The following is a 24316-nucleotide window of genomic DNA, read 5'->3' as shown; positions in this document are numbered from 1 at the left end:
TGAGCCCGGTCGTCGGTGAGCGCTAGGGCGTGTCTCCTATACCGGCTCTTCACGGTTCGTGGTGGAGCGGGTCGTCGCGTCGGTGAGACGTTGAAGGCTCGTGGCCTGCTGGGATGGGTGTTGTCGAGACATCCAGTTCCTGCGAGGACCACGAGCCGTGATCGAGCCTACGGGTTCGCGGCGTGATGCTGCGAGCACGCTGTTCAACCTGCCCGACTTCCGTGTGATCGACGCGGCCGACGACGACGCCGGTGGGCGTCGGGTGCTCGTCGAGTCGTTGGCGCCGCCGGGTTGCCCGTCGTGCGGGGTGATCGCGACGAGGGTTCATGCCCGTCGTGAGCAGGTCGTGCGTGACGTGCCGGTCGCCGGGCCGGTCACGGTGGTGTGGGCCAAGCGGCGGGTGGGTCTGCGCCGAGGCTCGCTGCGGGCGGGGCACGTTCTGGGAGCGCGCGGTGCAGGTCCCGGCCCGGGCGCGTTCGACGGCGCGTCTGAAGGACGCGCTGGTCGCGGCGGTGACCGCCTCGGGACGTTCCGCGCGGGAGACAGCCGCCGCGCACGGGGTGTCGTGGTGGCTGGTGCAGGCCGCGATCAACGCCGTCGTAGTGCTGCGGCCCGCGGTCGACGACGCCGCGGTGCGCCGCCTCGGGATCGACGAGCACCGCTACCGGTCCGTGCGCTGGTTCCGCGACGAGGACGGCGCCTGGCGGCTGTTCGAGCCGTGGATGACCACGTTCGTGGACCTGGACACCGGGATCGTGCTCGGCGTCGTCGAGGGCCGTGACAGCAGGTGCGTCGGCGACTGGCTCACGGAACGCGACCCGTCCTGGCGCGAGGGCGTCGAGGTCGTCGCGATTGACCCGTCGGCCGTGTTCCGCAAGGCGATCACCGAACACCTGCCGACCGCCGCCGTCAGCGTCGACGCGTTCCACCTCGTGCAGCTCGCCAACCAGATGCTCACCGCGGTGCGCCAGCGTCGCGCCCGCGAGGTGCACGACCGTCGCGGGCGGGCGCGCGACCCGGCCTGGGCGAACCGTCGGCTGCTGCTGCGCGCCGCGGACACAATCGGTGAGCGGGCCTGGGCGCGGCTCGAGCGCGTGTTCGCGGCCGACGACCCGACCGGGCAGCTGGAGTGGGCATGGGCCGTCAAGGAGCACCTGCGGATGCTGCTGGCCACGACCTCGCTGAACGCGGCCGCCGAGGCGATGCAGACCCTGCGCGCCGTCGCGGCCGTCGCCGCGATGCCCGAGACCGACCGGCTCGTCGCGACCCTGGAGGCCTGGTGGCCCGCCATCGAGGTCCTGGTCGTCACCGGCGTCACCAACGCCCGCACCGAAGCAGCGAACACAGGCATCAAGAACATCAAGCGCACCGGCCGCGGCTTCCGCAACGAGAACAACTCTACCGCGCTCGTATCCTGCTCACCAGCGCCGGCAAGACCGCCGCGTGAACACCCCTTACCGCGCCGTGTTCACCACGAACCGCGAAGAGCCCGGTTACTGCCGTCGAGGGGGTCGGGCGATAGCCTGATGTCAGGAAATCGGCAGATAGGACGGGCAGGCTGTGACGGATCTGGTCACCACGGCGAGGCAGATCGCGACGGCAGCGCACCGCGGCCAGGTCGACAAGTCCGGGGCTCCGTACATCGGGCACCCGACCCGGGTCGCCGAGCATGCCGCGGCCGCCGGCGGCGACGAGCGGGTCGTGGCCGCGGCCTGGCTGCACGACGTCGTCGAGGACACCACCGTCACGCCCGAGCAGCTGGGCTCCTCCGGGATCCCCGAGGAGGTCGTGGCCGCGGTCGTCGCCGTCACGAAGGTGCCCGGCGAGCCGGTCGAGGAGTACTTCGGCCGCGTCAACGCCAACCCGATCGCGGTGGCGGTCAAGACCGCGGACCTGGCGGACAACACCGACCCGCGGCGCCTGGCCCTGCTCGAGGAAGCAACTCGCACGCGGCTGCAGGCCAAGTACGCGCGCGCCCGCCAGCTGCTGGCGGCCGCGCGCTGATGTGCCAGTCGTGCGCCGAGGGCGGGCGGCGGTGTCGCGACCGCCGACAGCTCGAGGGATTCACCGTCGACGAGCTGCGCCCTGAGCAGGCCGAGGACCGGCCTGACGTCGTGTGGCCTGACGAGCCGGCTCCGGCGACCCTGTGGGACCGGTACCCGACGGCCGTCGCCGGCGAGGCGGTGGCCACGATCCTGGAGGCCTGCGCCGAGGAGTCCGGCATCACGACCGACCACCTGCAGGTCGTGCCGAACGGAGCGCGCATGCACGCGCTGGAGTTCCGGGTGAAGAGCCCGTCGTCGTTGGCCCGCAAGATCCTGTCGCGGCTGCGCCGAGACCGCGCCGCCATCGGTGAGGGCACCGCACGCGACATCGCGGTCCGGTTGACCGACGTCGTGCGCTACACCGCGGTGTGCGTGCATCACGACGACCTGGCCAGCACGGCCCGCTCGATGGTGGCGGCCCTGCAGTCGCGCTCGTACCGGCTCGTCGAGGCCGAGCATTCGTACGTCGACGGCAACCCGTACAAGGGCCTGCACCTGCTGGTCGCCGCACCCCTGGGGCGGGTGTTCGAGCTGCAGATCCACTCCGAGCTCAGCCAGACCGTCAAGGACGAGCTGCACGTCGACTACGAGCTCGAGCGGGACATGGACCTCGACTGGGAAGAGCGCGCGGCCGCGCGCGAGCGGATGGAGAAGCTCTCGGCCAGCGTGCCCGCCCCTGCCGGTCTGGATGAGCTCACCCACCTGGGCGACGTGCCGGTGCGCGCACGCGCCTACCCCAACCCTTACGCGCGTGGGTAGTCGCTGATAACCTGGAGGTGTAAGGAAAAGTGGCGATAGGACGAAGGGGTGGGCCTGATGGCGACGGAGTTCTTCCGCGTGCTTGACGAGCAGGGCCGGACCAACGCCCCCGTGGCGTGGACGGACGACCACCGCATGTTCGTCTGGGTCCCCAACACTCGCGCCTGGCACCGCTCGCGCGAGCTGGAGACCGACTTCCTCGTGGAGCGTGAGCTGACCTTCGAGCCGCTGCCCGCCGCCGACGTCCCGGACGCGATGAGCGGCGCGCAGCGCATCGACGAGCGCTCCGCCGGCTGGCTGGTCGAGGAGTACCGCAACCAGCCCGCCGACGACCGCCGCACGAGCGCCGACCTCGGCCTGCGTATCGCGGGCGAGCGCTCGACGACCTCGAGCGTGCTCGTCGAGCGCCTGGCGTCGACCTCGGGCTGGGTGGTGGTCAAGACCTACGCCAACGGCGGCCGCGCCGCCGAGCGCTCGGCCGCCTCGCTGGCTAGCGACATCCGTCGCGGTCAGCGCAAGGCGCTGTCGAAGCTCGGACCCCTCGAGGCCCGAGTCGCGCCGGCTGGCGGCGATCTGGTCGTCGAGGCCCGTCGCGCGCTCTGACGTGCAGACCGCCGTCGACCCCAGCACGGGCCGCGCCTGGTCGGCCGAGCTGTACGCCCGCACGCCGGTGGCCCGCCGCCCCGCTGCGCTCGAGTGCGACGGGACCGGCGCGGCAGGTCCCTGCCGGGCGGTGACGTTCTTCCGGCGGGCGTCGGTCGACGGGCGCCGGCCATGCTTCTTCAGCCGCGACCACGTGCCCGACTGCTCGTCTGGATCTCTGGCCACCGAGGAGGACGAGGCCGGCCTCGCCCGGCCCACCGCCGCTGTGGCCAGCCGGGTGCGGTGGGTGGCGATCAACCTCGACCCGCCCGCACCGACCCCGGGGCCCGACGGGCGCCGGCGCGCGAGCGAGGACCCGACGGCGCCGAGCACCGTGCGCCACACGCTCGCGGCCGGCACGTCGACGAGCGACGCCACGCTGCGGCCGCGGCTGCGCACGGTCCTGGCCACCCTGCAGGGCAACGGGTACCCGCTCGGGGCGATCGTGCGGCTCGACGGCTTCCCCCGGCTGCCCGTCGAGCGGTTCTTCGTGCGGCTCGACGGCGACCTCGACGTCGCGGCGATGAAGGGCTTGAGCCGCGGCTACTACGGGCGGGTGCGCAGCATCCGCGTGGACCCCAAGGACCACAGCTGGCTGGTGCGCGCGCACGACAGCAACCTCTCCGTCGCGGTCACGGGCGCCGCGATGAGCCGGTCACCCCTGGCAGCCGTGGACCCGGCCACGCTGGTCGACGGGCTGCTGCTCGTCCTGGGTCATCCGCGGCCGTCGACCCGCTCCCCGGGCCGGTTCTACGTGAAGGTCAGCGACCCGTCGCTGCTGGAGATCCAGCCGCCGGCTCGACCAGGCGCAGGTGCCCCCGTGCCGTCGCCCGGGACCCCGGCTCCCGCTCGGCCGTGATCGCCTCGACGATCAGCGAGGCCGTGCTCTGCGGCAGGTCCTGCGGTGCGTAGCGCAACGACGTGCGGGCCGTGACGCCCATCTGCGTCGCAGCCTGCTCGATGCGGTAGTTGATCACCGCATCGACCTGCTCACCGGCCACTTGCACGCCGCGCTCCTGGAGCAGCTGCTCCGTGCGCTGCGCGAGGAGCGCGAACGCCGGCGTCCGGCGGGTCAGGGCCACGTCCTCGAGCGTGCCACACCCTCAGTGACCGTTCCGCGGCGCAGGTGTCGATGCCTCCTGCCGAGGCCCCGCACATCTACCCGGTGCGGGCCGCCGGCCCACTGGAGGTGCGAGATGACCTGTCCCGAGTGCATGACCCCGCCGTCTACGACGTCGACTGCTGGAGGTGTGCTCAGGTCGACTGCCACGCGGCCAACCGGCCGATCCGCCCGGCGCGGCGGAGCTGAGATGCTGGCGCCTTCCCCCGCGCGGGGCAGAGGGGGACGACGCCGGCACCACCATCGTGCACCGCGCGGCACGCGCTCGTGGCGATCTCGGCGGGTTGTCCAGGCAACGATGCGGACGAGCGCCGCCACGGCCGCGTCCATGACCGTTGGCGCACGTCGGCGCGCTCGGGCCACCCTGGAGCCCTCGATCGAGGAGAGGTGGGAGCCAGATGTGCGGCCGGTACGCCCAGACGCGCAACGCCGACCGGATCGCGCGGGACTTCCTCGTCGACCAGGTCGTCGACGAGCTCGCCGGCCCGTCGTGGAACGTCGCACCCACCCAGGTCGTGCCCGCGGTCCTCGAGCGGGCCGAGGACGACGACGTCGCCCGCCAGCTGCGGGTGCTCCACTGGGGCCTGGTGTCCTCCTGGGCGAAGGACACCAAGGTCGGCGCCCGCATGATCAACGCCCGATCCGAGACAGTGCTCGACAAGCCCGCGTTCCGCCGCGCCGCCGCCCACCGCCGAGCCCTGGTCCCGATGGACGGCTACTACGAGTGGCAACAGCCGGCGCAGCCCGGCACCCGCAAGACCCCCTACTACCTGCACGCCGACGACCCGCTCGCCGCCGCCGGCCTGTACGAGCTGTGGCGCGATCCGAGCAAGAGCGACGACGACCCGGAGCGGTGGCTGTGGTCGCTCACGATCATCACGCGCCCCGCGCACGACGAGCTCGGCCACATCCACGACCGCTGCCCGCTGCTGCTGCCACCGGATCGCTGGGACGACTGGCTCAACCCGCGCATCACCGCCCCCGACGAGGTAGGCGCCATGCTGGCCCACGTCCCCGAGCCTCACTTGCAGCCGCGCGAGGTCTCCCCCGCCGTCGGCAACGTCCGCAACAACGGGCCGGAGCTCGCCGCCCCCTTGAGGTGACCCGGCCAAGGGCGCTGGAACTGTCACATCCAGAGCGTTACATTTGCAGCATGCGGAAGTCCGACCTGGCGAGGCTCACCGAGCTTGCCGCTGGCCAGTGGGGGCTGGTGACGGCTGCCCAGGCGCTGCAGGTCGGGATCTCTCGGATGCAACTGTCGCGCCTGGTCGAGGCCGGGCTTCTCGAGCGCGTCGCACACGGCGTCTACGCCAACCCTGCTGTCGCGGGCGACGAGCTGCTCGGAGTGCGGACCGCCTGGATCGCGCTGCAGCCAACACGGCTCGTTGAGGAGCGTCTCGCGGATCCCGTCGGAGCCGGCGTCGTCTCGCACACCTCCGCCGCACAGCTGCTTGGCGTGGGCGACCTGCTCGCCGACGTGCACGAGCTGACGCTCCCCACTCGGTACCAGTCGACCCGGACGGGCGTTCGAGTGCACCGCGGCACCCTGGTGCCGACGGACGTCACCCTCGTCGCGGGCCTTCCCACCACGACCGCAGCTCGTACCGTCGCCGATCTGCTCGCCGACGGGCACGACCCCGACCACGTGGGGCACGTCGCCGCCGACGCGGTCCGCAACGGCTCGGCCGACGGCCGCTCGCTCGTGCGCGCACTCGAGCCCCTCGCCCATCGCCACGGTGCCCCCGACGCGGCGACGCTCGCTACGCGACTGCTCCAGGACGGCGGCCTCGGGCCAAGTGAGCTCGGCCAGCGGCTCATCGGCTCCGACGCCGGCGTCGAGCTCGTCGCACGGTCCCTCGACGACCGCCTGGCCCTGTCTCCGGAGAACGCGAAGCTCGTGCAGGACCTCGTCACGCTCGTCAACGCTGCGGCCGCCAGCCCCGAGCTGCGCGCAGGCCTGGCCGCCGTCGCCGAGCGCACCCGCGCGATCGTCGGACCGATCAACGAGTCCGTCGCGCGGACGCTCACGCCAGCGCTCAACGCGGCGCGCGCCCGGATCGCCGCCGCACTGCCTGGCCCCGAGACCCGGCAGCGGATCGCGACCTGGTTCGACGACCCAGAAAACCAGGCCGCCCTGCAGCAGCTGCTGCTCACACTGCAGACCCATGCACAGGCCATCTCCGCGGCCGCGGCTGTCGACGTCGTCGACGACGACGTTGACGACGACGTCGTTGACGACGACGACGATCTGCGCGCCACCGGGGCTGAGGACCTGGAGGGGCGCTCGTGAACGTCACCGGCTACCGCGACGGCGTCGCGATGTGGCGAGCCGTCGCAGATCGCGCCCGAGCCACCGCCAAGGTGACCGGCATCCCCGCGAACGAGCTCGTGCGCAGGTTCGTCTACGACCGCTTCCTCGCGCGAGTCTTCGCCGATCCCACCTCACCCTGGGTCCTCAAGGGCGGCACCGCCGTGCTCGCTCGGGTCAACGACGCGCGCCACAGCAAGGACGTCGACCTCCTTCGCAGCCTCGGCAGCATCGATGACGCGCTCGACGCGCTGCGCACCGCCGTCGCGGTGGACCTCGCCGACTACTTCCGGTTCGCGATCGCCACGGTGCGTCCGGCCGGAGGAGCTGCCCAACAGCCGGACGTCACCGGCTACAGGATCCGGATCGACGCCTTCTGCGGCCCGCGCCGCTGCGAGACCTTCGGCGTCGACCTGGTCACGGGATCGCTGATGACGACCGAGCCCGAAGCGGTGCGCTCCACCCTCCCCCTCAAGATCCCCGGAGTACCTGGGCCGACCGTGCGGGCCTACCCGGTCGTGGACCACATCGCCGACAAGCTCGCCGCCACCGAAGCGACCTACGCCGACGGGTCGCGCTCCAGCCGAGTCCGCGACCTGGTCGACCTCATCGTGTTCGCGCGCACGCAGACCGTGAACGGTGAGGACCTGCACGCGGCGATCACCGCGGAGCGTCTGCACCGTGGCCTCCCACACACCGACAGGTTCTCCACGCCGGACGGCTGGGCGAAGTCGTACCCAGCCGTCGCGGCCACCACCACCCACTGCGAGGGCCTGCACGACCTCGAGACCGCCACCAGGTTCGTCGCGGCCTTCCTCGAGCCGGCCATGACCGGATCAGTCTCGGCGCACCGCTGGATTCCGCCCGAGGAGCGCTGGAGAGGGCGGGGCTGACGCGCTCAGTTGGCGAGTGTCACCATGCGTCATGTGAGGACTTCCGCGCCGGCACTCGTGCCGATCTTCCGCTCGGCACTACAGGCGCGCCTCCTGCTCCGCGTCCTGACCAGCACCCAGCCCCCGACGGCCGCTGACCTCGCACGAGAGCTCGACGCTCCCGAACCCACCGTCTCCCGCGAGATCCGCCGCCTCCTCGAGGCCGGGCTGATCACGGGCCGGCGCATCGGACGAGCCACCCTGCTCAGCGCGGCCGAGGACAACCCGGCGACCGCTCCCCTGCGCCAGCTGCTCGTCGTCACCTACGGCCCCACCCAGCTCCTCGAGCAAACCCTGGTCGACGTGGCAGGCATCGTCGCCGCCTACGTCCACGGCTCCTGGGCCGCCCGCTACCACGGCGAGCACGGCCGACCGCCCGGCGACGTCGACGTCCTGATCGTCGGCAGCCCTGACCGCGGCGATGTCGACGCCGCGCTCGACGGACTCGAGCGTCAGCTCGGCCGCGAGATCCACCTCACCTACGCCAGCACCGAGCGCTGGCACGACCCCACGGACCCATACATCGCGTCCCTGCGGCAGCGGCCCCTCGTCGAGCTCCGACTCCACCGACCCGACCCACCCCGCGAGCCCTGCCGGCACACTGTTCCCGGCCGGAAGGAGACCGACGTGGCGATGCGACTCGACGTCGAGGACCGCTGGCCCGAGCTGTTCGCGCAGCTCGACGAGACCCAGCGCCGGGCCGTCGTGCAGGCACTGGCCAGCGCATGGCACGAGGGCTGGGAACCGAACCGCGAGGACGTGGTGAACCTGATCGACGAGGCGCGCGGAGCGATCGACGCCGCGGAGTACCGCCGCCGCGCGCACGCGGCCGCTTACCGACGGTCGGACGCCGCCCGCTGAGCGGCGAGCCTTGCGCAATGCCGCGTTGCACACGCTCAAGCACCTCGCACACCCTGCCGACGATCTAGGAGCGGCCCGATCCCAGGCCTCCCGTCCCGCCGCGACCGCCGTGCCGGAGCGGTGAGGCGCTGGTGGTAGCGGTCGAACGCGGCGTCGAGTGCCCGCAGGGCGGACGAGACGGCGAAGCGGTTCACGCCGTGGCGCTCGGCCTGCCACCACGCGAAGCGGGACTCGAGGTCGCGGGTCTCAGCGGTGAACGCGCGGCCGAGCGCGATCGCGCGCGGGGTCCGGCCGAGTTCGGCGCGCGCCGCGGCGTACGCGCGTCGACGCCAGCCGAGATCGGCCAACAGCTCGTTGGCCGAGTCGTCGTCGATCTTCGCGACCGCCTGGCCTTGGACGTGTGCGCGCACGGCGTCCTCGTGGGCGTTGACGGCGGCCAAGGCCCAGTTCCAGACCGCGCGGGCGGTGCCGGCGTGCCGGGCGAGTAGGGCGGTCTGGTCGTCGGTGAGGGCGCGGGTGTCCAGGCACAGGCGCACGACGCGTGTCGTAGTCTGCTCCCCCACCGCGCACCCCCTCATCGTTCGGCTCGGCGTGACCGTAGCGACCCGCACCGACACTGCCCTGGAACGCCTAGGTGTACTGAGCCATCACGTTGGTGACAGTCTGCTGGTCGGTGGGAGCCGCCGAGGGCGGTGTGGCGTCGTCGAGTGTTGTAGTACTCGAGCCAGGGGGCAAGGGCGGCGGTGCGCTCGGCGGTGCTGGCGAAGACCTGCCGGTAGGCCCACTCGGTGGCCAGGGTCCTGTTGAGTCGTTCGACCTTCCCGTTCTGCCAGGGGCAGTGCGGGCGGATGAACACCTGTCGGGCGCCCAGGACGGTGGCCGCTTCGCGCAGTGACCAGCGGTAGGCCCAGGCGTTGTCGGTCATGATCCGTTCGATGCGGGCGATGCCGTGCGCGGCGAAGTAGGCCGCGCCGCGCAGCAGGAAGGCGGCGCAGGTCGGGCCCTTCTCGTCGGGCAGGACCTCGCAGTAGGCCAGCCGGGAGTGGTCGTCGACCAGGGCGTGGACGTAGTCGTAGCCGATCGGGGTCTTGTCGACGCGCGACTGGTGGTTCGCGCTCGTCCAGCCGCTCGCGCGCCAACCGCCGCCCGGTGGGATCCGTCCGATCTTCTTGACGTCCATGTGGACCAGCTCGCCGGGACGTTCGCGCTCGTAGCGGATCGCGGTGACCCGCGAGGCACGGATCGGTTGACCGGTCAGCGGGTCGCAGTCGGCCAGCCTCGGGATCTGGTGGCGGGCCAGGATCCGCGAGACGGTCCGGGCTGGAACTCCCGTGTGCTCGGCGAGCCAGTCCGGCCCGCGCCGCTCGGCCTGACGCAGCCGGACCACGGCCCGCTCGACGTCCTGGTTGGTGCGGGTCGGGCAGCGGTGCGGGCGTGAAGAACGATCGATCAGCCCGGCCGGTCCCTCGGCGCGGAACCGGTTGACCCATCGATGGGCGCACTGGCGCGAGACGCCGAGCTCCTTGGCGACGTGCGCGACCGGGCGATGGTCCTCGATCACCCGCCGGACCAGCAGGGCCCGGCCGTGGACAGTCAGACGCGCATTACCGTGAGACACGAGAACCTCCGGCGGGACGTGGGCCTTCGACAAGCCACACGGGCCCTACCCCCGGATCTTGGACACGGGGTGTGATTACGCAGCGGTGGGCAGCGTAGTGGCCCGGCGGGCCTCGTAGTTGGAGGGGGACAGACTGGGTTCAACCGGTCGATGCAACACCTGCCCGTTGGAGCGACCGTAGCTGCTCATCGAGGACCTCGGCCGGTGTTCTCCAGCCGAGGACCTTGCGGGGTCTGCTGTTGATCGCGGCCTGGACGGCCAGGAGGTCCTCGGCCGGCCAGCGGGACAGGTCGGTGCCCTTGGGGAAGTACTGGCGCAGCAGCCCGTTGGTGTTCTCGTTCGTGCCGCGCTGCCAGGGTGAGTGCGGGTCGGCGAAGTAGACGGCGATCCCGGTGTCGATCGTGAACTGCGCGTGGGCGGACAGCTCCTTGCCGCGGTCCCAAGTCAACGACCGCAACAGCTCGGACGGCATCGTGGTCATCGTCGCGGTCAGGGCGTCCTTCATCGCGATGGCGCCGTAGCCGCCAAGCGCGGGCCCGTTCTTGACCGGTGGGACTGTCCCGTAGCCCTCGAGACGTGGCAGGTGGACCAGCAGGGTGTAGCGGCTCGTGCGTTCCACGACGGTGCCGATCGCGGACCGGTTCAGCCCGATCATCAAGTCGCCCTCCCAGTGCCCGGGCACTGCCCGGTCCTCGGCCTCGGCGGGCCGCTCGGCCAGGACGACGTCAGCCGTGACGTGCCCCTGGGGCCTGTTGCGGGCCCGCTCCCGGGGCTTGCGCAGCGCCCGGCCGGTCCGCAGGCAGGCCACCAGCTCGCGCTGCAGCGCCCCGCGTCCCTGGATGTAGAGCGCCTGGTAGATCGCCTCGTGGCTGATGCGCATGTCCTCATCGTCGGGGAAGTCGATGACCAGCCGCCGCGAGATCTGCTCCGGGCTCCAGGCCGTCGCCCACCGCCGGTCGCTGCGGTGCGGCTTGTTCAGGCCCTTCCAGGTCGTCGCCGGCCCTGCCGCCAGCGTCCCGTCCGGTCGGCGCAACTGGCCGCTCAGCCGGACCTGGACGTACTCCTGCAGACGAGCGTTGATGACGAGCTTGGCTGGCTTGGGGCGCCGGGCGGCGGTCTGCGCCTTCCACTGCGCGACCGTCGCCCGGTACTCGGGCTTGCCGCCCCGGGTCGCCGCGTTGCGTCGCAGCTCCCGCGAGATCGTCCCCGGATCACGCCCCAGCTCGCGGGCGATCGCGCGAACACCAAGCCCGCGCGCTTTGAGAAGTGCGAGCTCCTCGCGCTCGTGGAACGACAGGTAGCGGCCGGTCGGCTCGGCCAGCGGCAACGGCGCCATCCCGCCAGCGTGACGAAACCACCGCGACCCGACCGGCCACGACACACCAACCCCGGCCGCGGCCTCCTCGGAACTCTTGCCCGCCGCGATCAACCGCCAGAACTCCCGCTCCACATGCCGAGCGGGAATCGGCCGCCCCGGTGAACGCATCGCCGGTCGCAACGCCCGGTCCGCCTGCTGCTGCCGTCGCACCACCTGACACCTCCGTGATCACGAGGTGTTGCGACGACCGGTTGAGTCCGCCCAGGTAGCCGCACCAGGAGTGACGGCGGCGGGTGTTGTAGCGGACGAGCCACGTGAAGACCTGTCGGCGGCAGGTCAGCTCGTCGGGCCAGCAGGCGGCGTCTTGGAGGACCTCGCGCTTGATCGTGGCGTTGAACGATTCCGCCAGTGCGTTGTCGGCCGAGGAGCCGACGGCGCCCATGGACTGGGTGAGACCGAGCTTGCGGCACAGCTTGGCGTAGGCCTTGGAGCAGTAGACCGACCCGTGGTCGCTGTGGAACACGGCGCCCTTGAGGCTGCCCCGGGTTGCGGCGGCGGCCTTCAGGGCGTCCTCGACCAGCTCGGTGCGCATGTGGTCGGCGATCGCCCAGCCGACGAGCCGTCGGCTGTAGCAGTCGATCACGGTCGCCAGGTACAGGTTCGTGCCGTCCGCGATCGGGAGGTAGGTGATGTCCCCGACGTAGCGCTCGTTGGGGCGCTCGGCGGTGAAGTCGCGGTTGACCAGGTCGGGGTACTTCTGTCCCGACGGCTCGGGGATCGTGGTCCGCGCCCGGCGCTTCTTCACATAGCCCCGGATGCCCTCGACCCGCATCACCCGCGCGACGCGCTTGTGGTTCACCCGCTCACCGCCAGGACCGCTGTCGCCGAGCTGAGCGTTGAGCTCGACGGTGATCCGCGGCGCGCCCTGGGTGTTGTCGACGGCATGAATGGCCCTGATCCGCTCGGCCAGCGCGGCGTCCGCGGCCGCCTTGGCTCCGCGGGCAGGGGCCGCCTTGAGCCAGGCGTAGTAGGACGAGCGCTCGATCTCGACGAGCTCGCACAGTCGCTTCACCTCGAAGGTGGTGGAGTTGTCGGCGACGAACTGGAAGCGACTCACCAGCGCGTCTCCCCGGCGAAATACTTGGCCGCCCGCTGCAGGATCTCCCGCTCGGTCGTGAGCTTGGTGGTCTCGACCTCGAGCTCGTTCACCCTGGCCTCGAGCCGGGCGATCTTCTGCTCCGGCGTCTCCCCGGCCGGCGCGGACGACCTCGCCGGGGACGTCTTGGACTGCAGCGGGCTGGAGGTCAACGTCCCGTCAGCGGCGGTCTTCTTGCCGGTCCCGTAGACCTCGAGCCAGTGCCGCAGCGTGCCGCGCACAATGCCGAGATCCTCGGCGATGCCGCGGACCGTGGCGCCCGGGATGGACTCGTACAAGTCGACAGCCTGACGACGGAACTCCTCGGAGTAGTTCTTCCTGGCCATGGTTCCTGAATCATCTCGCTTCCCCAGCAGATGCTGGATTCAGCGTGTCCAAGAACCGGGGTCAAGCCCCCACCCCAGCCGGAGGTTCTCCTCACGTCAACGGCCTCGGACTGTCACCAACGTCCTGGCTGAGTACACCTAGGCGCCGCCGGCGCCCCGTTGCCGTCGTCGTGCGCTGGCTATGCTCCTGGCTGGAGCGCGCCCCGGGGCCGCTGCAGCGATAGGAGTGAAGGGGTGACCGAGCGCATCGATCTCGACGGCCATGGGATGTCGGCGTCCCTGCTCGATGGCGTGTTGCAGGTGAAGGCCCGCAACTTCGCCGCGAAGGGAGCCCTGGGCGCCGCGGAGCGGTCGATCCCAGTCGAAGAGATCTCGGCCGTGGAGTTCACAGCGCCGACGATGCTGAAGAACGGCGCCGTGATCGTCCAGAGCCGGGTTGGAAAGACGATCATCCACTTCCTGCGCAAGCAGGCCGCGGCAGGTCAGGCGCTGTACCAAGCACTCCTGGAGTCCTCGGGAGCGTCGCCAGAGGCCAAGGTCACCGCGGGCTTCGCCAACGAGAAGTGGGATGCCTACGACGCCCTCGCAGCCGAACGTAGAGAGGCACTCCAGTCGCGCCTCGCACAGCGGGCCGCCGAGGCGCGAGCAGCACGGGAGCGCGCACAAGAGGAGCTAGCGGCTGCGCGTGCTGCGGCGCAGGCGGCCCGCGCGGAGACCCAGGCGGCCTGGAGCGAGACGCGTGGAGCGTGGCGCGAGCTGAAGCAGGCGATGGCTGGGGCGGGCGGTGACGCGCGCAGCTCCTGGCGTGCGGTGCTTCACGCAAGCAGCGCCGGACGCGTGACTGAGCTGTCGGCGCTCCTGGACAAGGCGGAGGCGCCGGAGGAGTTCGACGTCACGGTAGAGATCGCGGCGGTCGAAGAGCAGGTTGGCGCTGGCACGGGCGGTCCGGCCCGGACCGCCACGGACTTAGCGATGTTCGCTCTCCAGGAGGCCGAGGCTGCCGCTGAGATCGGGGACATCGCGCGAGAAGAGGAGATGCTCCTGACCGCGCTCGCCGTGGGGCGGATCAGGGCTGATCGAGCCGAACGCAAGGAGATCAACGCTCAGATCGACCGGCGCATCGCCGACGGCAAGCTCAGGCGCGGAGCCCAGATGCTCGGCAAGATCCACGGCGAAGGGGCCATCGGTCGATGGGCTCGCACCAACACACTCCTCCCGATCAGCAGCGGCGAGAAGTGGATCGAGATCTGGAGCGATCGGGTCCTCACCGCAGATGCCGCCTACCCGATCTCACCCGAGACCAGCGCACAGGTGTACATGGACGGCCAGGAAGTCGTCACCCAGCGCCCCACCCTGACGCGCATGGCGCTCCTGTCGCCCCTACCCGGCTCCGCGCTCATCCCCGGCATGGCGCTACAGAAGCAAGAGTTGCGCGACCGCCGCAACGCAGAGATACAGATCCGCGACGTCAACTGGGCGCTGAGGACGGCACTCGACCCCAACACCCTCTCCGGCCCCCGCCAGCTGGCAGAGCAGGTGAACGCCATCGCCGGCCGCACGGCCCGGCAAGCTCCTCAAACCGCCCAGGCGAACGACCTCCTGAGCCAGCTCGAGCGCCTCGCCTTCCTCATCGACAAGGGAGTGATCTCCCCCGAGGAAGCAGAGGGCATAAAGGCCGCGATGCTCACTGCACAGGGCTGAACCTCTCGTGACCACGCCCGACAGCACCACCTCCGGCGACAATCCCCGCCGACGAGGCGGCTGCCTGCCACTCGTCGGCGGCCTCACGGCGCTGATCGCGGGCTTCGGGGTGATCTCGTCGATGAGCGCCGAGGGAGAGCACCGCGACGACGGCGAGGTCATCGTCGAGGACGTGATCAAGGCTGGCGGAGACGAAACCTACGAGCTCGCCGGTCCTGCGCGGGCGCTGAATCTCACAGGCGAAGGCTGGCTCGAGATCCTCGCGCGCGACGTCGGTTGGGCCAACAACCAGACCCCCATGCTCACCGCAACGGTCCGCTACGACGAGTTCGACACGGAGACGACGTGCGAGACGCCCCGCACATGGATGTGGAGCAGCCGGTCCGAACCGATGGATCTCACCTTCGAATGTCCCTCGATCCTCCTGCTCGACTCCATCACCAGCATCACCGTGACCGACTGACGATTCCTCCTCGCCGAGTCGTACGGACCTAGACGAGTGCGTCCCGCACGGGTTCGTCGGTGCGGCTGGACGTCTCGCCCGGCTCGTCGGCCGGGAGCGTCCCGCTCGCGCACGTGATGACCGCGGCCGGGGTGCCCCCCTGCAGCACCTCGGTCCGGGTCGTCGAGCCCTCCCGCACGGCGCGCACGTCCGCGACGGTGTCGAGCTCGACGTACCGCGTGCACCGCACGTCGATCGCGGTGACGTTCTCGGCGGCGGTGAGCAGGTGGTGCGCGGTCATGGCCGCGCGCGCCAGGTGCATCGCCGGCACGTGGTCCACGCCGTGGTCGAAGACCATGCGGTCGTCGGCCTCCCAGCCGAGCCAGGCCTCGAGCGCGTCCGTCGTCGTGCGCACGTCGCCCAGCGCGGCGGGGTCGTGGCGGTGCTCGACGTCCTGCCACGCGGGTGCGCCGCCCCGCAGGCGTGCGTGCACGCGCGGGTCGACGCACTGCAGGTCGCCCGACGCGTGCGCGACGAGCTCGCCGTCGATCGTGACCTCGGCGTCGAACACGTGCCGCACGAGCGTGCCGCGGCGGTGGTCCGCGGAGCGCGTGAGGAACCTGAAACGCGCCGGGACGTCGCCGACGAACGCGGTCGGGTCGACCACCCAGCTCATCGCGACGCGCGACGCGATGAACGCGAACCCGAGCGGGACGCCGCCCGCGACGTGCGCGAGCGCGGTGCCCGCCTGCCGGAACCCCTCGAGCGCGAGCAGCACCGCGCTCTGGTGCGCGTACACGGGGTGCGGGATGCCCAGCGGGAGCACCACGTCGACGTCCCACACGGTCTGCGGGTCGAGCCGGGCGTCGTCGCCCGGTCCCGTCACGTCGGTGACGAGCATCGCCCACGGGTCGAGCTTGTGGACGTACCGCTGGTCGAAGGTGCTGCGCTGCATGGCTGCCTCCACGTCTCGGGCGTCCGGCACGCCCTCCCGTGCAAGTGAACGCTAGACCCCGGCGACGGTCATAACAAGACGGGCGGTCGGTTTCGTTTGTCACGGCAGCCGCCTTGGTCTTGCCCGTTGACGTCGTGCGGCCGGGCGGTGCATCCTGAACCAAGCCGGACGTTCGGTTTGTTTTGCACTCGCCGCCGGGTGACCACCGGCAGGTCGCCCGGCGGCGGGGTGCGGGCCCACGTCCGGTGCCGGCCGACGACCGTCGGGCGGGCGCCCGGACGGTCGAGAGGGAGCAGATGGACACGATCGCCACGCGAGACCCGCGGGGGGAGGTGCGGCTGCGCAGCGGCACCCGCTCACGCGAGCTCGACGGCCGCATCGCCGTCAGCGCGGGTGAGAGCGCGGTGATCGTCGACGGCGCCGACGAGCAGGCGTTGTGGACCGCGATCGAGCCCGTGCTGCGCGCGGGCGTGCGCCCCGACCGGCTGCTCGCGGCGGTGCCCGAGCACGGGCGCGCCGTCGTCGCACGGATCCTCGCGCGGCTCGACGAGCACCACCTGCTGCGCGAGGTCGAGGCGGCGACCGAGCCGTTGCCCGCGCTCGACCACCTCGAGACCGTGACGCGCCGGCCCGCGGCCGCCGCCCGGCTGGTGGCCACGACGACGCTGCGCGTGCGGGGCTCGGGGCCCGTCGTCCGGAGCGTCGTGGCGCACCTCAACGCCGCGGGGTACGCCCGCGTCGTCGAGCAGCGTGAGCCCGCGGCGCGCGCGCTCGCCCGGGTCGAGCGGCAGGCCGCGGACCTCACGTGGCGGCCGGTCGCGTTCGCCGCGGGCGACGCACGCACCGTCGTCGTCGGCCCGTGCGACCGGGACGCGGACGCCGAGCTCGAGGCGGCCGTGCTCGCGCGGGTCGCGCGCGGCAGCGCCCTCGAGCCGGTCGTCGAGCCGGACACCACGGCGGGTTCGGGGACGGGAACGGGTACGGGGACGGGCATCGAGACCGGCATCGAGGCAGGCACACATACAGGCACCCATCCAGGCACCGACACGGGCGTCCGCACCGGCACGGCGGACGCCGGGGGCGCACCGGTGCCGTCCGTCCCGGAGACGCTGCTCGCGGAGCTCGTCGGCGCGCAGCTCGCGCTCGCGGCCCTCGACTCGAGCGCGCGCGAGGTGGAGCCCGCGCCGCCCGCACCCGCGGCGCACTACCTGGTGACGACGAGCGGGCTCGTCAGCGAGCGGCACCCGCACGTCACGCTCCCGCGCCTGGGCCGCGACGGCCGCGTCCTGGACGTCGACGCGTGGGCCGTGCGGGACGTCGTCGCGGACCCCGTCGCGCTCGCCCGGCTCGAGCCCGTGTGGGACCCGGTGCTCGGTGTCGTCGGCGAGCCGCTCCCGCTCGACCTGTCGCAGGCCCCCGTGGGGCTCGCGGCGCTCGTCGACGACGAGGGACGCACGCTCGGCGGCGTCGGCACGACGACGGCAGCCGCGCGCGTGGACGTGCTGCTCGACGCGCTGCGCGTCGCGACGGGACCCGCAGTGCACCGCGCGGGCAGCCTCGGGCTCGGGGTCGCCGCCGCGGCCGCACGCGCCGACGCGGTCGCGCGGCTCGTCGAGCGCTCGGACCTGGGCTGGCGGCCCGCGCCGCTCGACCGCACACGGCTCGACGCGCAGGCGCACCGGCTGCACACCTCGCTCACACGTCGCCTCGGGGAGCGCGCGGCCGTGGGGCTCGCGGTGTCGGGGACCGGGCTGTGCCGCGTCGACGTGCGGGACGCGGACGGCGACCTGCTCGGGCGTGCGGTCGCGACGAGCCCGGCCGCCGCAGCGGCCGGTGCGCTGCTGCGCGCGGTGGGGCGCGTGCAGTGGCACGAGTCGCAGGTCACGCTCGTGCCGACCGACCCCGTGCTCGACGTGCTCGACACGCGCACGGCGTCCGTGCGCACCGAGGTCGACGCATGGGCGCGGGCGGCGGTCGCGGCGGGCGCGGTGCAGCTCGTCGAACCGGACCACGCCGACGGCTGGGGGGGCGTCGGCGTGCACGCGGCGGTGGCGTCATGGACGTGACGAGCGACGTCGCGGACGCCGTCGCTGTCGCGCTCGCGCAGGGGCGAGCGCGGCTCACCGCCGCGGGAGGGTCGCTCGCGGTGCGGGCGCACGGGAGCCACGTGCTCGTCGGCCCGCTCGTCGTGCCGGACGGGCAGGGCGGGTGCGCGGACTGCGCGCTCGCCTGGTGGACCGACGTGTCGCCGGGCACCGCGGGCGGCCCTCCCTGCCCCGTGGGGCTGGACTGGTCGCGCGTCGTGCGCGCGATGGTCGCGCGCGTCCTGGGCGACGAGCCCGCGGTGTGGCGGCGTGCGGTCCTCGCGCTCGACCGCGGGACGGGCCAGCTCACCGTGCACCACTTCCTGACGCATCCCGCCTGCGTGGTGTGCGCGCAGCCGCCCGGCCCGCCGGGGGCGCTCGACCTGCGTACGCCGCAGCCCGCGCTCGCCGCACCGCTGCGCACGCGCGCCGCGACGCGCGAGACGTTGCGCACGCACCTCATGGACCCGCGGTTCGGCCCCGTCACGCACGTGCAGCGCGACGAGGAGTCGCCGTTCGCGCGCGTGTCGGCGACCGCCGTCGTCCCGGGCCGCGCGCGGTTCGAGACGGGCTACGGGCGGGCCGTGTCCTACGCGGACAGCGAGGTGCCCGCGGTGCTCGAGAGCCTCGAGCGTGCGCTCGGCGGGTACCGCAGGCCGGCCGTGCCGGTCGTCGTCGCCGCGTTCGACGAGGTCGCGGCGCACGCGCTCGACCCGCGGCGGCTCGGTGAGCACGAGGTCGTCGGGCCCGGACCGGCGTACGAGCCGTTCGCGCGCGGGCGCACGACGAGCTGGGTGTGGGCGCGCTCGACGCGCGAGGACCGCGCGGTCCTGGTGCCCGAGCACGTCGCGTACGCATCCGAGCAGGGTGTGGGGGCGCGGTTCCTGCACGCGACGTCGAACGGCTGCGCGGTCGGCGCGACGCGCGAGGAGGCCGTGCTGCACGGGCTGCTCGAGGTCGTCGAGCGCGACGCGGCGCTGCTCGCCTGGTACACCCGCGCCCGGCTGGTCGAGGTGGTGCCCGCCGCGGGCGGTGCGCTCGCGGTGCAGCGCGACCAGCTCGCGCAGCGCGGCCTGCGGCTGCGGGTCCTGGACGGCACGTCCGACCTGCGGGTCCCGGCCGCGCTGGCGGTCGTCACGGCCGACGAGCAGGCGGTGCGCTCCGGCCGCGCGCCCGCGCTGGCGGTCGCCTCGGCGGTGGGCCCGGACGGGCGCACCGCGGTGCGGGTCGCGGTCGAGCGGTGCGTGACGCGGCTGCGGGAGCACAGCCCGTCGGCCGCGGAGCGTCGCCGCGCGATGCTCGACGACCTCGACCTGGTGCGCACGCGGGAGGACCACGCCGGGCTGTACGCGTTGTGGGAGGCGCGTCACCTGTGGCGCTTCCTCGACGAGCCCGCCGGCGCGGTCGCCGAGGCCGAGCACCACGCGCGGCACGCGCTGCCGACCGGGGACGTCGCCCGCACGCTGCGTCTGCTGCTCGAGCGTGCGCACGCGCTGCAGCTCGACGTCGTCGTGGTCGACCAGAGTGCGCCCGAGCTGCTGGACGGGCTCGGCGTGCACGCCGTGAAGGTGCTGGTCCCGGGCACGGTGCCGCTGACCTACGGGCACCGCAACCGTCGCGTCCTGGGCATCCCGCGCCTCGCGCGGGGCGCCGCGATCCTGGAGGGAGCACAGCCGTGGGACGACGACCCTCGACCACACCCGGCCCCGCACCCGTTCCCGTGAGCCCGCAGCCGTACCTCGGACCGGCTCGTGCGCTCGCTCGTCGCAGGGGGGCGAGCGAGCGCACGGGGCCGACGACGCGGCGGGGGCGACGGTGACCACCACGACGGCACCCGACCTGGCCACGCTGTCCGACGACCGCGCCGAGCACGCGCGCGAGCTGTACCGCTCGCTGCACGCGGCTCCCGAGCTGTCGCGGCGTGAGCGGGAGACCTCGGCGCGTGCGCTCGCGCACCTGCGGGCCGCGGGCGCGGGCGTGCGGGCGCGCGTCGGCGGGCACGGGGTGGTCGGGGTGCTGCGCAACGGCGAGGGGCCGGTGGTCGCGGTCCGGGCGGAGCTGGACGCGCTCGCGGTCCTCGAGTCCACCGGGCTGCCGTACGCGTCGAGCCGCCGCACGACGCTCGGCGGCCGGCAGGTGGGTGTGTCCCACGCGTGCGGGCACGACGTGCACGTCGCGGCGCTGCTCACCGCGGTGGAGCATCTCGCGGCGGCGCGGGACGCGTGGGCGGGCACGCTCGTCGCGATCCTGGAGCCCGACGAGGAGTCCGGCCGGGGTGCCGCGGCGATGCTCGCCGACGGGCTCGCGCGGACCGTGCCGCGCCCGGACGTGCTGCTCGCGCAGCACGTGAGCCCCGACCCGCTCGGTGCGGTCACCATCGGAGCCGGCGCGGTGCTCTCGTCGTCTGTCGCCCTCGCGCTCACGCTGCACGGCACGGGCGGGCACGTCGCGTTCGCGGACGAGGGCGTCGACACGGTCGCGGTGCTGCTCGACGTGCTCGCCGCGGCGGGGGACCTGGCGCGGGAGGCGGGCGCCGAGCTCACGGTCAGCGCGGTGCACGGCGGCGCGTCGCACAACACGTTGCCGCACGTGGTGCGGGCCGACCTCGTGCTGCGCGGCGCGGACGCGCACGTGCTGGGCGTCGTCGCCGACGAGGTGGGGGTGCTCGCGCGGCACCTCGCGGACCGCGCGGGCTGCCCGCGGCCCGCGGAGGTCGAGCGGGTTGCGTCGTTCGGCGACGTGCGCAACGAGCCGCGCGCCGCGCAGCGCGTGCACCGGGCGCTCGTCGGCCGCCGCGTGCCGACGTACGTGCTCACCCGCCCGTCGCCCGCGAGCGACGACGTGGGGGCGCTCGCGCGCGGCCTGCGCTGCCCGCTCGTGTACTGGTTCCTGGGGGTCAGCGACCCGGCGCTCGTCGCGGAGGCGGCGCTCGACCCGCGCGCGTCGGCCGCGCCCGCGCTGCCCGGCAACCACGCGCCCGACTTCGCACCGCACCCCGACGCGGTGGTCCACGCGACGCGTGCGCTGCTCGTCGCCGCGGGGGCGTGGCTCGCCCGGTGACCACCGTCACGCCGCTGCGCACCGGCTGAAATCGGGACGAACCACGCCCCCGCACGCCCCGGACCGGACTAGGTTGGCGCGCGACGCGCGTCGCACGGCGCGGGACCGGTGGGACACGGGGGTGGGCGAGCTGCACGCGATCGTGTTCGTCGACGTCGACGAGACGCTGCTGACGATCAACTCGATGTCGAGCTTCCTCGTGGCGCACCTGCGGGCGCGCGGGCGCTCGTCGGACGAGGTCCGCGCGGTCGTCGGGCACCTGGCCGCGCTCGACCGGGGCCCCGACCGTGGTGCGGTGAGCCGCGCCTACTACGCGACGTTCGCGGGCGAGAGCGCCGACGAGCTGGGCGCGCTGGGCGAGCGCTGGTTCGCGGGCCTGGGCCCGGACGTGTGGCACGCGCCGGTGGCCGACGAGGTCGCGGCGGCGCGGGACGCGGGCGCGCTCGTCGTGCTCGTGTCGGGCGCGCCACCGGCGACGGTCGCACCCGTCGCGCGGGCGGTCGGGGCGCACGCGTGGTTCGCGACCCTGCAGGAGCAGCGTGACGGCGTGCTCACCGGTGCGGCGACGGACGTGGTCGTCGGCGAGAGCAAGGCGCGCGTGGTGCGTGCGGTGCTGCGGGACCGCGGCGTGCGGGGTGAGGACTGCGTGGCGTACGGCGACCACGCGAGCGACCTGCCGATGCTCGAGGCGGTCGGCACGGGCGTCGTCGTGGGCGACGACCCGGTGCTCGCGGCCGCTGCGGCCCGGCACGGCTGGCGGCTGCTGCCGTCGGCGCGCGCGGGGGCGCTCACGTCCCCCACACCGCCGGGATGAGCGCGACCGCCACCGCGGTGCGTCGCGACCTGCGTCAGTGCGACGATGCAGCCCGCACCGCCCCCGCGCGCCACCACGTCCTCGAGCAGGTCCGCGTTCGCCGCCCCCAACGCCTGCAGCAGCGGCAGCTCCGCCGTCGCCTCCGCACGCAGCGTCGTGACCGCCGCGACCCGACCCGCCGCCTGGCCGCCCGCCCCGATGTACGTGGTGCACGCCGCCTGCAACGCCTGCAGCGCCGGGGGATGCCTGTGACGCCAGCAGCGCCGCGCCTCGTCGTCAGCGGCCTGCGTGGGGTTTGGTGCGGGTGATCCCGGGCCGCGGCGCAGGCGTCAGGGGCTGTGGACGAGCGGGGTGCATGTCGGTGCAGACCCGTACGATTCGAACATGCATTCGAACGGGGTGGCGCAGGTCGTGCGCGGTGGCGTGCCGTCCGACGAGGCGCCCCCGCCGTCCGACGAGGCCGCGGGGCTCGGCGTCGTCGCGCACCGGGTCGCGGCGCGTGCGCGGGCAGCCGAGCAGTGGTCCGCGCACGAGCGGCAGACGGTGCTCGCCCGCATCGACGAGGCCGTCGCGGTGCTCACCTCAGCCCGCGCGCACCTGCTCGGGGCCGAGGCGCGCGCGGGCTCGTGGCAGGGCCACGGGGACCGGGACGTGGTCGCCTGGCGCGGCCGCACCTCCCGCGCCGGCGTGTCCGCCGCGGGCGCGGAGCTGCGCGGCGCGCACGTCATCACCACGATGCCGTCGGTCGAGCGGGCGTTCACCGCAGCGGAGCTCTCCGCCCAGCACGTCGACGTGCTCGGCCGCGCCGTGTCCCGGGCGACGCCGAGCGTCTCCGCCGCGCTCGCGGACCCGCGCACGCAGGACGAGCTCGTGGCGCTCGGCCGGCGCCTGGACGGGCGGGAGTTCGCCAAGGCGGTGGACCGCTTCGTCGCGCAGGTCGACCCGGTGACGGTCGAGCGTGAGCACGCCGCACAGCGCGCGCGCCGGCACCTGTTCGTCACCGACCTGCCCGGTGGCACGCAGGTGCGGGGCATGCTCGACCACCGCGCGGGCCACCGCCTGCGCCTCGCGCTCGAGAGCGCGCAGGGGCGTCCCACGCAGGACGACGATCGCACCAGCGAGCAGCGCCGCGCCGACGGCCTCGTCGCGCTGGCCGAGCTGGCGCTGTCCGAGCCGGAGGCCACCACCGCTGTCGCGCGACCGCACGTGTCGGTCGTGCTGGGCGAGCAGACCTTCCGCACCCTCGTCGGAGCGCTGCGCGCAGGCGACGGGGCCGTCGGCGCTCGGCGGGTGGAGCGGCCGGCGGGTGCGCGGTCGGCGAGCGCGACTCTCCCGGACACCGGCTGGTCGTCCGCCGCTACCGGTGGCTCCGGGGACGTCGAGCGGCTCGCGGAGGCGATGCGCGGGGTCCCCGCACCGGTCGACGAGGACGGTGCACCGGTCCCGGTGAGCGAGGTGGCCCGGCTGCTGTGCGACTGCGCGCTCACGCGAGTCGTGGTCGACGCCGAGAGCCGACCGGTCGACGTCGGGCGGACGCAGCGCCTCTACTCCGGTCACCTGCGTCGCGCGGTCGTCGCACGGGACGGCGGGTGCGTCTGGCCGGGCTGCGGCCGGCCCGCCCGGTGGTGCGAGGTCCACCACATCCGCTGGTGGGACCGGGACGGCGGGGAGACGTCCGTCGAGAACGGCGTCGTGCTGTGCGGCTTCCACCACCACGTGGTGCACGAGCGGGACCTCACGATCGAGCGCCATCCACCCGCGCCGCCGCCCCGAGGGGTGTCGTCGCGCCTCGCTGCGGGGGCCCTCCCACCCGTCACGTACACCTTCCGGACGCGCGGTGGGACCGTCGTGCGGTCGGCACGCGAGCCGGCGGCGCTCGGGACTGCAGCCGTGACCGGGGACGCGGCCGCGCCGCGAGGGGGTGCGACGCAAGGGCCGGGCCCGCCGGAACGGCGCGGGGTGAGTGACCCCGGCCGCCGGGCAGGTCCCGGGTTCCCGAGCGCCGGACAGGTGCCGGGGCGGGAGCGGGAGTCGGACCAGGCGGCGTTGTTCGCGATGGCACGTCCGGGCTGAGACGCGCCGGTCGCCGGTCGGCGACGGCGAGGGGTGTGACGGCGGGGGTGCGAGGGGTGTCCGCGTCCCCCGCACCCCCGCCCGGCCGGGACATGGCCCGGC

At 73.6% G+C, this 24316-nt stretch carries 19 protein-coding genes and 4 pseudogenes; 17 read left to right on the top strand and 6 right to left on the bottom strand.

Annotated elements, in window-relative coordinates; genetic code table 11:
* Positions 1-100: 100 nt before the first annotated feature.
* From CBP52_RS18765 to CBP52_RS13610, 6 genes and pseudogenes are all read left to right on the top strand, one after another.
* Positions 101-346 (top strand): annotated as a pseudogene (locus tag CBP52_RS18765) (hypothetical protein); the annotation flags it as partial.
* A pseudogene (locus CBP52_RS13630) lies at positions 327-1340 on the top strand (ISL3 family transposase); the annotation flags it as partial. The pseudogenes CBP52_RS18765 and CBP52_RS13630, both read left to right, overlap by 20 nt.
* A gap of 220 nt (positions 1341-1560) precedes the next feature.
* Positions 1561-2004 (top strand): HD domain-containing protein, encoded by a 444-nt coding sequence (locus CBP52_RS13625; RefSeq protein WP_094181410.1) that lies wholly within the window; start codon positions 1561-1563, stop codon positions 2002-2004.
* Between the two features lie 110 nt (positions 2005-2114).
* Positions 2115-2804, top strand: a complete 690-nt coding sequence (locus CBP52_RS13620) for a hypothetical protein (protein WP_232514793.1) — start codon at positions 2115-2117, stop codon at positions 2802-2804.
* Positions 2805-2861: 57 nt separating this feature from the next.
* The gene (locus tag CBP52_RS13615) at positions 2862-3407 is read left to right on the top strand and encodes a hypothetical protein (RefSeq protein WP_157732638.1); all 546 of its coding nucleotides are present in this window, start codon (positions 2862-2864) and stop codon (positions 3405-3407) included.
* 1 nt (position 3408) lies between these two features.
* Positions 3409-4305 carry a hypothetical protein gene (locus CBP52_RS13610; protein WP_094181407.1) on the top strand — a complete coding sequence of 299 codons (897 nt, stop codon included), beginning with the start codon at positions 3409-3411 and terminating at the stop codon, positions 4303-4305.
* On the opposite strand, the gene CBP52_RS17650 is transcribed toward CBP52_RS13610, so the two are convergent.
* Complete coding sequence (locus CBP52_RS17650; protein WP_157732637.1) at positions 4208-4528, bottom strand: hypothetical protein; 321 nt, start codon at positions 4526-4528, stop codon at positions 4208-4210. The genes CBP52_RS13610 and CBP52_RS17650 overlap by 98 nt on opposite strands.
* Positions 4529-4964: 436 nt before the next feature.
* Between CBP52_RS17650 and CBP52_RS13605 the strand changes: the two genes are divergently transcribed.
* From CBP52_RS13605 to CBP52_RS13590, 4 genes are read left to right on the top strand one after another with little or no spacing between them, the layout of a single operon-like run.
* Positions 4965-5669: an SOS response-associated peptidase gene (locus tag CBP52_RS13605; RefSeq protein ID WP_094181406.1), complete on the top strand. Its 705-nt coding sequence runs from the start codon at positions 4965-4967 to the stop codon at positions 5667-5669.
* Between the two features lie 50 nt (positions 5670-5719).
* A complete protein-coding gene (locus tag CBP52_RS13600; protein WP_094181405.1) occupies positions 5720-6856 on the top strand; it encodes a type IV toxin-antitoxin system AbiEi family antitoxin domain-containing protein in 1137 nt (378 codons plus the stop codon).
* Positions 6853-7767, top strand: a complete 915-nt coding sequence (locus tag CBP52_RS13595; RefSeq protein ID WP_094181404.1) for a nucleotidyl transferase AbiEii/AbiGii toxin family protein — start codon at positions 6853-6855, stop codon at positions 7765-7767. Before CBP52_RS13600 ends, CBP52_RS13595 begins: the two co-directional genes overlap by 4 nt.
* Before the next feature lie 33 nt (positions 7768-7800).
* Complete coding sequence (locus tag CBP52_RS13590) at positions 7801-8667, top strand: helix-turn-helix domain-containing protein (RefSeq protein WP_198303460.1); 867 nt, start codon at positions 7801-7803, stop codon at positions 8665-8667.
* Between the two features lie 35 nt (positions 8668-8702).
* Here CBP52_RS13590 and CBP52_RS13585 read toward each other — a convergent pair whose 3' ends face one another.
* The 4 genes and pseudogenes from CBP52_RS13585 to CBP52_RS13570 all read right to left on the bottom strand — a co-directional run.
* A complete protein-coding gene (locus tag CBP52_RS13585) occupies positions 8703-9230 on the bottom strand; it encodes a helix-turn-helix domain-containing protein (RefSeq protein WP_157732636.1) in 528 nt (175 codons plus the stop codon).
* A gap of 84 nt (positions 9231-9314) precedes the next feature.
* Positions 9315-10285, bottom strand: a pseudogene (locus tag CBP52_RS13580) (IS481 family transposase).
* Positions 10286-10424: 139 nt separating this feature from the next.
* On the bottom strand, positions 10425-11771 hold the full coding sequence (locus CBP52_RS13575; protein WP_232514423.1) for an IS30 family transposase: 1347 nt from the start codon (positions 11769-11771) through the stop codon (positions 10425-10427).
* Between the two features lie 94 nt (positions 11772-11865).
* Positions 11866-13085: pseudogene (locus tag CBP52_RS13570) on the bottom strand (IS3 family transposase); the annotation flags it as partial.
* Between the two features lie 234 nt (positions 13086-13319).
* On the opposite strand from CBP52_RS13570, the gene CBP52_RS13565 reads away from it, so the two are divergent.
* Entirely contained in the window at positions 13320-14786 is a 1467-nt protein-coding gene (locus CBP52_RS13565) for a hypothetical protein (protein ID WP_094181401.1), read from the top strand.
* Between the two features lie 7 nt (positions 14787-14793).
* On the top strand, positions 14794-15249 hold the full coding sequence (locus CBP52_RS13560) for a hypothetical protein (RefSeq protein ID WP_094181400.1): 456 nt from the start codon (positions 14794-14796) through the stop codon (positions 15247-15249).
* 28 nt (positions 15250-15277) lie between these two features.
* On the opposite strand, the gene CBP52_RS13555 is transcribed toward CBP52_RS13560, so the two are convergent.
* The gene (locus CBP52_RS13555; protein WP_094181399.1) at positions 15278-16183 is read right to left on the bottom strand and encodes an AfsA-related hotdog domain-containing protein; all 906 of its coding nucleotides are present in this window, start codon (positions 16181-16183) and stop codon (positions 15278-15280) included.
* Between the two features lie 296 nt (positions 16184-16479).
* Here CBP52_RS13555 and CBP52_RS13550 point away from each other — a divergent pair, with 296 nt between their 5' ends.
* The 5 genes from CBP52_RS13550 to CBP52_RS13530 all read left to right on the top strand — a co-directional run bounded on the left by CBP52_RS13550 (position 16480) and on the right by CBP52_RS13530 (position 24214).
* Positions 16480-18249 carry a hypothetical protein gene (locus CBP52_RS13550; RefSeq protein WP_157732635.1) on the top strand — a complete coding sequence of 590 codons (1770 nt, stop codon included), beginning with the start codon at positions 16480-16482 and terminating at the stop codon, positions 18247-18249.
* Positions 18240-19991 (top strand): YcaO-like family protein, encoded by a 1752-nt coding sequence (locus CBP52_RS13545; protein WP_157732634.1) that lies wholly within the window; start codon positions 18240-18242, stop codon positions 19989-19991. The genes CBP52_RS13550 and CBP52_RS13545 overlap by 10 nt, the downstream gene beginning before the upstream one ends.
* A 91-nt stretch (positions 19992-20082) precedes the next feature.
* The gene (locus CBP52_RS13540) at positions 20083-21327 is read left to right on the top strand and encodes a M20/M25/M40 family metallo-hydrolase (protein WP_094181396.1); all 1245 of its coding nucleotides are present in this window, start codon (positions 20083-20085) and stop codon (positions 21325-21327) included.
* Between the two features lie 121 nt (positions 21328-21448).
* Positions 21449-22141 (top strand): HAD family phosphatase, encoded by a 693-nt coding sequence (locus CBP52_RS13535; RefSeq protein ID WP_157732633.1) that lies wholly within the window; start codon positions 21449-21451, stop codon positions 22139-22141.
* Positions 22142-22525: 384 nt separating this feature from the next.
* Positions 22526-24214: an HNH endonuclease signature motif containing protein gene (locus CBP52_RS13530; RefSeq protein WP_157732632.1), complete on the top strand. Its 1689-nt coding sequence runs from the start codon at positions 22526-22528 to the stop codon at positions 24212-24214.
* Positions 24215-24316 lie beyond the last annotated feature (102 nt).

The sequence above is a fragment of the Cellulomonas sp. PSBB021 genome (assembly GCF_002240455.1).
GTDB classification, from domain to species: domain Bacteria; phylum Actinomycetota; class Actinomycetes; order Actinomycetales; family Cellulomonadaceae; genus Cellulomonas; species Cellulomonas uda.
The sequence above is the reverse complement of the archived record's forward strand: the minus strand, read 5'-3'. Positions and strand labels throughout refer to the sequence as shown.